The 11,313-nt window shown below is 40.1% G+C and carries 11 protein-coding genes and 2 pseudogenes; all 13 read right to left on the reverse strand.

What is annotated here, in order from left to right; translation table 11 throughout:
- Nucleotides 1-114 precede the first annotated feature (114 nt).
- Nucleotides 115-408, reverse strand: a complete 294-nt coding sequence (locus AC075L_RS00660; RefSeq protein ID WP_476387020.1) for a hypothetical protein — start codon at nt 406-408, stop codon at nt 115-117.
- Entirely contained in the window at nt 405-635 is a 231-nt protein-coding gene (locus AC075L_RS00665) for a nicotinate-nicotinamide nucleotide adenylyltransferase (RefSeq protein ID WP_476387021.1), read from the reverse strand. The genes AC075L_RS00660 and AC075L_RS00665 overlap by 4 nt, the downstream gene beginning before the upstream one ends.
- 131 nt (nt 636-766) lie before the next feature.
- Entirely contained in the window at nt 767-1,063 is a 297-nt protein-coding gene (gene yhbY, locus AC075L_RS00670) for a ribosome assembly RNA-binding protein YhbY (RefSeq protein WP_008703127.1), read from the reverse strand.
- 73 nt (nt 1,064-1,136) lie between these two features.
- Nucleotides 1,137-2,430: pseudogene (gene obgE / locus AC075L_RS00675) on the reverse strand (GTPase ObgE).
- A 236-nt stretch (nt 2,431-2,666) separates the two neighbouring features.
- Nucleotides 2,667-2,955, reverse strand: a pseudogene (gene rpmA, locus AC075L_RS00680) (50S ribosomal protein L27).
- Between the two features lie 4 nt (nt 2,956-2,959).
- Nucleotides 2,960-3,280 carry a ribosomal-processing cysteine protease Prp gene (locus AC075L_RS00685; protein ID WP_008703122.1) on the reverse strand — a complete coding sequence of 107 codons (321 nt, stop codon included), beginning with the start codon at nt 3,278-3,280 and terminating at the stop codon, nt 2,960-2,962.
- A gap of 12 nt (nt 3,281-3,292) precedes the next feature.
- Nucleotides 3,293-3,598 (reverse strand): 50S ribosomal protein L21, encoded by a 306-nt coding sequence (gene rplU, locus AC075L_RS00690; protein WP_476387022.1) that lies wholly within the window; start codon nt 3,596-3,598, stop codon nt 3,293-3,295.
- Nucleotides 3,599-3,883: 285 nt separating this feature from the next.
- The gene (locus AC075L_RS00695) at nt 3,884-5,098 is read right to left on the reverse strand and encodes a ribonuclease E/G (protein WP_020993900.1); all 1,215 of its coding nucleotides are present in this window, start codon (nt 5,096-5,098) and stop codon (nt 3,884-3,886) included.
- Nucleotides 5,082-5,789, reverse strand: a complete 708-nt coding sequence (locus AC075L_RS00700) for a TIGR03936 family radical SAM-associated protein (protein WP_055151199.1) — start codon at nt 5,787-5,789, stop codon at nt 5,082-5,084. The genes AC075L_RS00695 and AC075L_RS00700 overlap by 17 nt, the downstream gene beginning before the upstream one ends.
- On the reverse strand, nt 5,773-7,644 hold the full coding sequence (locus tag AC075L_RS00705; RefSeq protein WP_022381236.1) for a TIGR03960 family B12-binding radical SAM protein: 1,872 nt from the start codon (nt 7,642-7,644) through the stop codon (nt 5,773-5,775). Before AC075L_RS00705 ends, AC075L_RS00700 begins: the two co-directional genes overlap by 17 nt.
- Nucleotides 7,645-7,759: 115 nt before the next feature.
- A complete protein-coding gene (locus AC075L_RS00710; protein ID WP_196049243.1) occupies nt 7,760-8,431 on the reverse strand; it encodes an HNH endonuclease family protein in 672 nt (223 codons plus the stop codon).
- Nucleotides 8,432-8,443: 12 nt separating this feature from the next.
- Nucleotides 8,444-9,739, reverse strand: a complete 1,296-nt coding sequence (locus AC075L_RS00715) for an AAA family ATPase (RefSeq protein ID WP_196049242.1) — start codon at nt 9,737-9,739, stop codon at nt 8,444-8,446.
- A gap of 35 nt (nt 9,740-9,774) precedes the next feature.
- A partial coding sequence (locus tag AC075L_RS00720; protein WP_476387023.1) for a restriction endonuclease occupies nt 9,775-11,313 on the reverse strand: 1,539 nt, incomplete at its 5' end.

Consider the following 11,313-nt stretch of genomic DNA (forward strand, 5'->3'; position numbering starts at 1 on the left):
GCAAGTGCTGCACATGTAAACATAACTCCCAACGTATGTTCATAACGATCCTCATCCAGATATTTTGCTAATTTTTTCTGCATTTTTATAAAATCATACTCTGCCATCGGAAGATCATCCTTTCTTTTCGGCCAGACTGTGAATCTGGTTTTCTCTGATATACTCAATCACCGGATCAGGAATATAGTAACGCACACTTTTATCTTCGCTGATCCAGTTTCTGAGCATTTCGCTGGATACATCAAGGTTTGTGGTATTCAGTGTCAGAAATGTGCCATTATATTTAAGCGAAAGACGGTTCATTTCTGCTTCGAGCTCTGCGATTGTGAAATGATTTCTTACGGCAGTTACCAGAATGCAGTTTCTCGCCGAATTCTTCTTCCGGTTCACGCCATGTATCAAAGTCATACAGGGAGTACTGCGCCGACTATAAAATAATAATCAGTATCCGGATTCTTCTCTTTTAGCATTTCCAGTGTATGATAAGTGTAAGTATAACCATTTTCATGCATTTCAGTCAGCGACAGTTCAAAGTGAGGATTTCCGGTAATCGCCCTGCGGACCATTTCAACTCTTTCTTCATCTGTGGCACGTCCCTGACGGTTTCTCTTGTGAGGCGGATTTCCGGAAGGCATGAACAGTACCTTTTCCAGTCGGAACTGTTCGTATGCTTTCTCCCAGAATCAGATGCCCCAGGTGGATGGGATCAAAAGTACCGCCCATAATACCAATTCTGTGTTTGATGTCAGCCATAAAAAACTCCGTATTATTTTCTGGGTAATTCAATTTTTTTCTTTTCGTTTTTGCCTTCACGGTATAAAACAATTTTCTTGCCGATAACCTGTACGATCTGGGAACGTGTACGTTCTGCCAGAACCTCAGCCATCTGGCGCGGATCCTCCAGGCAGTTCTGAAGAACACTGATCTTGATCAGTTCTCTGGCTGCAAGCGCCTCATCTACTGCGGCTGTGTTCTCAGGAGTAAGACCACCCTTTCCAAGCTGAAGGATTGGATCCATGGTCATTGCAAGACCTTTTAAATAAGCTCTCTGTTTACTTGTCATTTTTATTTTCCTCTGTTATTCTCTGCAAACGGACAGAATCATCCGTCTTACCACATCTGTTTCATTATTGAATCTATTTATAGTAATCAAAATCAAATCCGTACATACGCACAGTATCGCCTTCCTGAATGCCTGCCTTCTCAAGTTCTTCCAGGATGCCTCCCTCTTTCAGGAATTTCTGGAAGAATGCGAAACCTTTTTCGGAATCAAGATTTGTGTAGCCAAGCATCTTTTCAATCTTCGGTCCCTCGACAACAAAAATTGTCGGATCTTCAGGACTCTGCTCTACTGTATATGGAAGGTTTTCTCCGATCAACATATCTTCAGGGAAGAATTCCTGTTCAAATACTACAGGTTCCTGTGGGCAGCTGTCAAGAAGTTCTTTCACATGGAATAAAAGTTCTCTGACACCCTGACCGCTGACAGCGGAAATCGGATATACCTGGATTCCTTTTGGCTCAAATTCTGCCTTAAGTTTGTCAATCGGGCTCTCTTCGCCGTCTTCTGTATAGATACAGTCGATTTTATTTGCTGCGATTACCTGTGGTCTTGCAGCAATTTCCGGATTATAAGCTTCCAGTTCTTTATTAATCTTGTAAATATCATCGATTGGGTCACGTCCCTCTGTAGATGCTGCATCTACAATGTGGATAATGACTCTGGTACGTTCAATGTGGCGGAGGAACTCATGTCCAAGTCCCACACCTTCGGAAGCACCTTCGATCAGACCGGGAATATCAGCGATCACAAAACCACCGTTTTCAGTATCTACAACGCCAAGATTTGGGCTCAGGGTTGTAAAGTGATAGTTGGCAATTTTCGGCTGTGCGTTGGTAACACGGGAAAGGAATGTGGACTTTCCGACGTTCGGGAATCCAACCAGACCTACGTCTGCGATTACTTTCAGCTCCAGAAGAACTTCCAGTTCCTGCGCAGGCTGTCCTGGCTGTGCATATTTCGGAACCTGCATGGTTGCAGTCGCATAATGCTGGTTTCCTTTGCCACCTCTTCCGCCTCTTAATACGATCTGGCGTTTATTTTCACCGGACATATCAGCAATTACTTTACCGGATTCTGCATCCATGATAACAGTTCCTTCCGGAACTTTTAATACAACATCTTTTCCATCGGCACCATGGCAGCGTTTTTTGCCGCCTTCCTGTCCGTCTTCTGCCTTATATTTTCTTCTGTGTCGGTAGTCGCCAAGGGTGTTCTGGCCTTCATCTACCTCAAATATCACGTCTCCTCCACGACCGCCGTCGCCGCCGGTGCGGACCGCCATTCAGAACATGGGTCCCTACGAAATTTACATGGCCGTCGCCGCCTTTACCGGAGCGGATATCGATTTTCGCTCTGTCTGCAAACATATGACACACCTCATTTGCCCTTTACTAATGATTATTTCGTAATAGTAATCTTCTTAAATTAATGCATTTGAGACCGTTCAGCAGGATTTAGCCGCTCTGATGAGTCAGATCGATATGCAGTTACAAGGATTGCTATGGTTTCTTTTATATCATATAACTCTTTTAATCTATAGCAATTCTACTATAAAAGAAAGGCTCCAAACCCATATTAGATTTGAAGCCTTCGCTTAACCAGATTATTCTGCTTCTACTGGAACGATAGAAACCTGTTTCTTATCGCGTCCTTTTCTGGTAAATCTTACGACACCATCTTTAAGTGCGAATAAAGTATAATCTTTACCGCAACCTACGTTCTCACCAGCATGGATCTTAGTTCCGCGCTGTCTGTAAAGAATATTTCCAGCTTTAACAAACTGCTCCGTCTGCTCTCTTCGCACCTAATCTCTTGGATTCGGAATCACGACCGTTCTTTGTAGAACCAACTCCTTTTTTATGTGCGAATAACTGAAGGTTCATTTTCATCATGTTGTTACACCTCCTTGACTTTTACTGTCAAATATCGATTGTTATAACTATGTTCAATTTCTGTTAATCCGAGAATCAGCGAATCCATGAGAAGGGTTCCCCTCTCAGTAACCGGAGCCGTAAAATGAAAAGATACATAGCCGTCATCTTCCTGCACTTCAAACTGATCATCTGTAAATGTCTCAAGAGAATTTACAGTATTAATCACTAGTACAGAGACAGCAGCACAGACAATATCCTGTCCTTCCTCTGCATATCCGGCGTGACCTTTCGAAACAAATTCCAGATAATTTCCATTTCTCTTCTTAACTGTAATTGTAATCATAATGACACCAGATTAACCGTTAATCTTTTCGATTTTTACTTTAGTGTACTGCTGTCTGTGACCGTTTTTCTTGTGATATCCAGTTTTTCTCTTGTATTTGTAAACGATAACTTTTTTTGCTTTACCGTTCTCAACTACAGTAGCGGTAGCACTGGCATCTTTCACATCTTCACCAGCTTTTAATCCGTCATTGCTTACTGCAATAACATTATCAAAAGTAACAGTTTCACCAGCTTCAACACCGAGTTTCTCAACTCTGATTACGTCGCCTTCAGCAACTTTGTACTGTTTACCACCTGTTGCAATAATTGCGTACATCTGTGGCACCTCCTATAATCTTTACTCGCCAGATATGGTGACCTTTCGGTGCTTGTACCTCTCTGTGCGGCATCTCATTTATAATAGCGGACAAAATTCGATTTGTCAATAAGTTTTTTTCAATTTCTTTGAATTTTTTTCTTTTATTTTACAGGTACAATTTCAATCCGGTATCCGTCAGGATCTGTGATAAAATACAAACTGCAGAGCAGTTATTCAGTTACGGAAAAATATCGATGAGAATTGCAGATGCTCGTTTGATTTACATAATTATTTTATGGCAAACTATAATTCTCTGATTTCCTCAATCACAGGTTTTCGCACTTTCTTTCTGGTAAGTTCCAAGATGTGCAGTGGAGTGATGTCCACTGCTTTTGCCTTTACCGGATCTTTGCGCAGATATTTCTGCAGGACATGGAACAGTTCATCCTGATGATCCTGATTTTCCATATTAATAAAATCAATCAGAATAATTCCGGACAGGTTTCTGAGACGCAACTGTCTGGCAATTTCCTTTGCTGCCTCCAAATTGATTTTTCGGTAAGTTTCCTGCATTTTCTTTTTGCCTGTAAACTTTCCGCTGTTTACATCAATGGATACGAAGGCTTCTGTCTGCTGGATCACCAGAAATCCACCACTGTTCAGCCAGACTTTCTCATGCTGGATTTCTTCTAAGACAGTTTCCAGGCGATAAAGTTTGTAAAGAGGGAGAAGTTTATCATCATAAAACCGCAGCTTCTCTTTTTCCTCCGGGCTGTTACTGTTAAGATAGTCAGAAATCTGTCGGGATATCTCAGGGATATCTGTTATGATCTCTTCCAGGTTCCGGCTGTTGGCGTCGCGGACTGCAGAGATATAAAAAGGCTCTGTTCTATATACGCAGCTGAAACAGGTACGGGATCTTCCGTCTACAGCAGCCTTATGATACAGGCCCTTCAGGTATTCCAGTTCTTTCAGTATTTCTTCTTTTGATGCATCTGCTGCATTTGTACGAACGATGATACCAAACTCTTTATCCGGACGGTTAACTTCTGCTTCCATCCACTTACTGATACGGCTTCTGTCATCATTGGAAAGTTTGGAAGACAGACCAAATTTCTTATCGCCGGTTGTAAGAACCAGATATTTGCCTGTAAAATTCAGATTCGTGGTTACAGCCGGTAGTTTTCCCTTCATTGCTTCCCGGCTGATCTGCACAAGGATTTCATCTCCTGCCTTTAATGGGCGGTCACCTTTTTTTACAGAAGCATAAATCGCATTTGGAGCATCGGAAAGCTGCAGGTAGCATTTTTCCCCGGCAGAAATCTGTACGAATGCAGCACCGATATTGGCAGCTATATTCTCTATCTGTCCAACATAAATATTTCCAAGAGAAGATTTCTCCCCAACAGGTTCGAAGCGCAGTTCCATTACTTTACCGTCTTCTTCATACGCACATACATAGCACGGAATCTGCCGGATATTCATTTGGGTAATAATCAGTTTACTCAACTTCTTCACCCAGTGCTTCCAGAGTTACAAATTTATGTTCTTCCTCTGTTCCTTTATCTGCGTATACTTCCAGACGTTTGATGGAATAAGCAAATTCCGGAAGTTCTATGCCAAGCCATGAGAAGAATGTATCTGTTACCAGTTCCGGTTTTGTGTAATTGGCACTTGCGGAAGCAAGCATCATAAAGATCTTGTCTCCCTGAAGTTCCATCTTATAGATAAACGGGCGAATATCAATTTCCTTTTCGCTTCGTTTGGTCTTTTTCATTACTGTGATCTCCGGCTGCGCCAGGAAATCACTGATTTTATCTTTCCAGGAAATTTCAGGCTCTTTTCCCGGACGAAATTCTACATAATAATCGGCTGCTGCCACCAGTGACATTGCCTTACCCGCCTTTCCGTCCTCAACCTGACGAGTACTGAGTACATGTACCCCTTCTACCATCACTGCATCCAGACGTCTTGTGATCTCTGAAGTAGGAACTGTCTCTGCCAGCTCCAGATCGAAGTACTCTCCCAGACTTTCCGTACCAACTCCTAATGGTGCGGCAAAAGACATGATCATATGCGGACTGTATCCACCGGAAAAAGCAACCGGAAGATTGGCTCTGCGGATAGCCTTCTGGAAATAACGCATGGTATCCAGATGTCCCACAAATTTCACAGGACCCTCTTTGCTGAATTTAATTCTTACCTTCATAACATACACCTCCGCCATAACGCATAGCACCACAGCCGGAACATTTCTGACGGCAGTTTGGTGTTACGGTTTCTTTCTTTGCCTGTTCCCATTCGTGGATCAGGAACTTCTTGGTCACTCCTGCATCAATGAAATCCCATGGAAGGATCTCATCTGTGGAACGTTCTCTGAGAGTATAGAAATCAATATCTGTGTTGGTTTCCGCAAAAGATTCTTTCCATATATTATAGTCAAAACTCTCTGACCATGCATCGTAGATCGCACCTTTTTCATATGCTCTGAGGATAACTTTTGAACAACGGCGGTCACCTCTTGCAAGGAAACCTTCAAGAATCGTTACATCCGGCTCATGCCAGCTGTAGCGGATACTTCTCTGGTTTAACTGTGCGCGGATCTCGCTTTTTACGACCTTTGCTTTCTCCACGAAATCTTCCTCTCTGTACATACCTGCCCACTGGAATGGGGTAAATGGTTTCGGTACAAAGAAAGAGGTACTTACATTGACCTGAACCTTGCCATTACGTTTTTCTTTCGGCACTTCTTCATAATAAGTTTCTGCAATTTTCTGAGCAAGATGAGCAATACCTTTCATATCATCTTCTGTTTCAGTTGGAAGTCCGAGCATGAAGTAAAGCTTTACCTGATTCCATCCACCTTTGAATGCTTCACCTGCACCATGAAGAATATTCTCTTCAGTCAGACCTTTGTTGATAACATTACGCAGACGCTGGGAGCCTGCTTCCGGTGCGAAAGTAAGGCTGCTCTTCTTTACATCCTGTACCTTGCTCATAACATCCAGGGCAAAAGCATCGATACGCAGGGATGGCAGAGATATATTGACAGCATTGCCATGAAATTCTTCGATCAGGAAGTTTACCAGTTCCTTCAGCTCAGAATAATCACTGGAGCTTAGAGAACTTAAGGAAATCTCCTCATGTCCTGTATTCTGAAGCATTTCTCTGGCACTTGCCTTTAAATCCTCCACATTGCGCTCTCTGGTAGGACGGTAGATCATACCTGCCTGACAGAAACGACATCCGCGGATACAACCACGCTGGATCTCCAGAGTAACACGATCCTGAGTAGCTTTAATAAATGGAACTACAGGAGCTTTGATCGCGCGGTAGTCTTTAGTGACATCGGTAATCAGCTGTTTACAGACTTTCTCAGGTACGCCCTCTTTTGCAGGTGTAAAGGAAGCAATGGTGCCGTCTTCTTTGTAGGTTACATTGTATAAAGAGGGAACATAAATTCCGGGAATCTGGGAAGCTGCAAACAGGAAGTCTGCTCTGGAGCCGCCTGCTGCCTTGTTTGCCTTATATGCATCAAACAAAGCATCATAGACAGTCTCACCCTCGCCAATATAAAACATATCAAAAAATTCTGCGATCGGTTCCGGATTATATGCACATGCACCGCCGCCGATGACGATAGGGTCATCTTCCTTACGATCCTTTGCCAGAAGTGAAACATGGCTCAGGTCAAGTACCTGAAGCACATTTGTATAGCACATCTCATATCCAAGGGTAATACCAAGGAAATCAAACTCCTTTACAGGCTCCTGGGATTCCAGGGCAAAGAGAGGAATATGTTCCTCACGCATAATTTTATCCAGATCCATCCACGGAGAAAAGACACGCTCACACCAGACATCCTCACGTTCATTGAACATGTTGTAGAGGATCATCATGCCCAGATTGGACATACCGATTTCATAAACATCCGGGAAGCACATGGCAAAGCGGATATCTACGTCATTCTTATCTTTCATTACAGAGTTGACTTCACCACCGATGTAACGGGCAGCCTTGTCAACTTTCATTAAAATTTCATCGCTTAAAGCTAGAGTTCTCATAGTATTCCTTTCAAAGGTTATTGTATCACATTGTGTTAAGCAGGGAAAATCCCCCACAATATTCCTATTATATACGGAATGGTGGGGGATTTCAAGGGATTAGTTTTGCCTGTATTTATTGCCTGATATGTTTGTTCAGCCAATAAATTAAAATTCCGCTATAGGGAGTTTTCATTTCCTGCTGTGCGGTATAATGTTCCATCAATTTTTGATAATATGATTGAGGTGCTGTCTTTCCAAAGTATTTCTGAGCAATACTTCTATGTAATGCGTGAAGTGCCTGCAAACGACATTCTTTTAATCTACGTGCTTCACAATTTAAATTTAGTCTTAAATTTAAATCTTCGTCCAAGTCTTTGTCATTTGAATAGATTGTGCCATCAGAAGAATATTTAATATCTGACAATGTTGTACCATCAAAAACATTGATTTTCTTCATACTCTGTTGGATATCTTTTAAACTGCCTCTTTTGGCATCACAACTTTTATCTTCATTTGAATGGGCATCACGATTTCCCCAGCAGACAGCAACCATATTTCGATAATTCAGACGTTCTTTTTCTGATGTAACTGCTTGTGGGAGACAATGTTCAATTGTAGTTTTATGTTTACCTTCATTTTCATCAATTCGGCTCATACAATAAGCACAAAGATGTCCCTGTTCAGAAAGTAAACTTTTGATTACTTCCTTTTTTACATTTGCAGGCATGTCTGCATAAGAAGAAAATTTTTGTTTTCTGTATTCTAAAAGTTCTTTCGGTTCTGAACCTTTTTTAATTTCTATCATACACTGTTATCCTTATATTTGTTCTAAATCCAATTGTATACGCATTGCTGCAAGTTCGGGATCGTCTCCTATAAGTTCTTCTAAATCATTAAGCAGTTTATCTGCTTGTGTATAATCATGTTTATCTATTGCACGATAAAACATTTCAAATTGTTTCATAATATCATCTGGCCGTTCCGTTACTCGCATAATAGAACGTAAAATACTATTTGCATCTTTTCCATAAGTTTCTGCCGGAGCTGGTAACGCCTGATAATTTTCCAGAACAATCACCTGTTCTCTTGGTACAGAATTAATTACCTCTGGAGCATGAGTACTTACCACAAATTGCACTTGTGGGAAAATTTCAATTAGATCATGTAAAATCCTTTTTTGCCATGCGGGATGCAAATGAAGATCTACTTCATCAATTAAAACGATTCCATCTGTTTTTAAACAAACATCACCCAGACATTGTGGATTTAGGACCGCCATTCGATAAGCAATATCGGCAACCAGACTAATCGTGCTTTTATATCCATCACTTAATTGATTTAGAGGAATACGTATACGCATTCCATGTGAATCAGTATACGCAATATCGATTTCTTTTGTTCCTATGTTATACTGAACCTTAGAATCATTTGAACCTGTAATTTTATTATAACATTGTTCCATAGCAGAAAAAACTGCCTCCAACTCAGGTATAGGACCATAACCATTTTCTTGATTTTGATATTTTTGTACAGTCATTTTTAAAAACCAGTTCATCATCAATTTTATATTTGTGGTTCCACTCAGACTGTCAATATATCCATTTGTTCGTGTGTTTTTTTCAAATATATTTGTTTGTTTTTCACGATGATAATCCCAAAGCCTTCCGGTGCCGTAGTAAGCTATTATTGGTAATAATAACGTTGTATCACCTTTTTGAAGTCGTTTTTGATAATTTGCTGCAATATCTAATATCTGTTTGGCATTTTTTATTGTGGTTTTTCCTTTTGCGGTATTCAAAGTTCTTTCCCAATAGATATCCGGCTTTTCATCTATTTGGGCCAGGGCAGAGATTCGAACCGGATATTGTGGCTGCACATTATCAGTACTTCCGATTTTATATGCTTTTAAATGCGCGCTTTCTTTTGTAATGTTCAATGCTTTGGAACCATCAAAAGAAGTAAACATTGTACTCATTGCAATTGCAATACTTTCTAACAAAGATGTCTTTCCAGCACCGTTTGCTCCAACAATTAATGTCAGTTTCTTTTGTAATTGAATTTCAATTTCTTCAAAACATTTAAAATTCTCTAAAGAAATTTTTTTAAGATACACTTCATTGCCTCCTGTATTTATTTTAAATGCTTTAATTATTTTGATACGATATTCCAAAGTGAATCAAAACTATCCACAACATCATACACAATCTCGCCATTACTGATAGCCTTAAAATGTTCTCGCGCACAGTGAATTTTGGCTTCCTCTATCAGGCGCAACTGCATGGAACTCATCGAACCTTTGGTTTCTGCCACAAAATAAATATGTTTTACAGTTCCCTCATAAAACGCAACTGCCCAGTCTGGATTATAATGTCCGACTGGAGTAGAAATATAAAATCTGTCAGGCAGCTTTATATATACTGCCACACTCTTATTAGTCTCCAATTCCATGGCAAATTTCTGTTCATTTGCAGAATCATATTTAATATAGTCATAAAGATGCTTCTTCGTCTTCATTACATTAGTACCAAGATGTCCTTTTATGGTGTTCTCAGTAAATACGTCCATTCCATATTTATCATCCATCACCTTATAACTAATGTGCTTAATAACCGCTGCTGCTTTTTCATCATTAATTAAAGCTGCCGCCTTAATAATAAATTCTTCCGGATTATCTTTAAACTGATTAAATATGGACGGTTGAATTCCCTGTAAAATCCTTATAATATCTTTTCTCGTCAATTTTGTTTCATCCACCAGTTTTCCTATCAGATCATATTTTACATTTGTACTGGCAGTAACCGTATTATTATAATTATCAGCTTCTTCTTTAACAAAAGATGCCCCTTTGATAAGCTCCTCTTTTGACTTAATCTGATCCATTGCACCGGTTACTACTTTAAAATAAATCTTGGAAACTCTTAGTTTTTTGTCCAGAGAGGAAATTGCGTTGCGTACAAGTTCATCTGTATCAAAATCAACTACATATACTGTTTTGTAATTGATTCTGGACCATAATGCCTTAAATTCCGGCATCGCCATTTTTTCTTCATCTACATGCAATTCCACATTATTTTTTCGTGCATCTTCAGGTTGCATAGAATGACTATCATAAATAGAGTCAAGAATCTCAACAATGGAATCAGAAAAATCTACCAGATCATCATCTACCTTAAATTCTCCATTTGTCCGGTCTATATAATATTGTTCTGTAAGAGTTCCTTTTTTATCAATATAACCATTTCTGATCAACTCAAACAGAATCGCACTTGCCGTTGCGGAATCAATAACCTGTTCATTGCCGTGATTATCTTTTATTACTTTACCAACAAAAAGTTCATTGGTAACAGCTCGTGGTCTGTCAGCAACAGCCTCCGCAATTTCACTCTGAAGCCCTTTTGCAAAACTATCATAACTTTCACTGGCAATAACAGTCAGTACATTAACATTATGGACATCATTTCCAAGCATATTGGTATCCATACGCTCTCCATTCTCGTTAACGCAAAGTCGAAGACCACGCCCAACTTCCTGACGCTTTCGAACTTCACTGCTGCTTTGCTTCAAAGTACAAATCTGAAATACATTTGGATTGTCCCAACCTTCACGCAGAGCAGAATGAGAAAAAATAAATCGTACAGGAGATTTATTTGGATTTCTGTCTAAAAGTAATTCTTTATTCTTCATAAT

The sequence above is a fragment of the Blautia sp. ZXY-1-B12 genome (genome assembly GCF_056339915.1).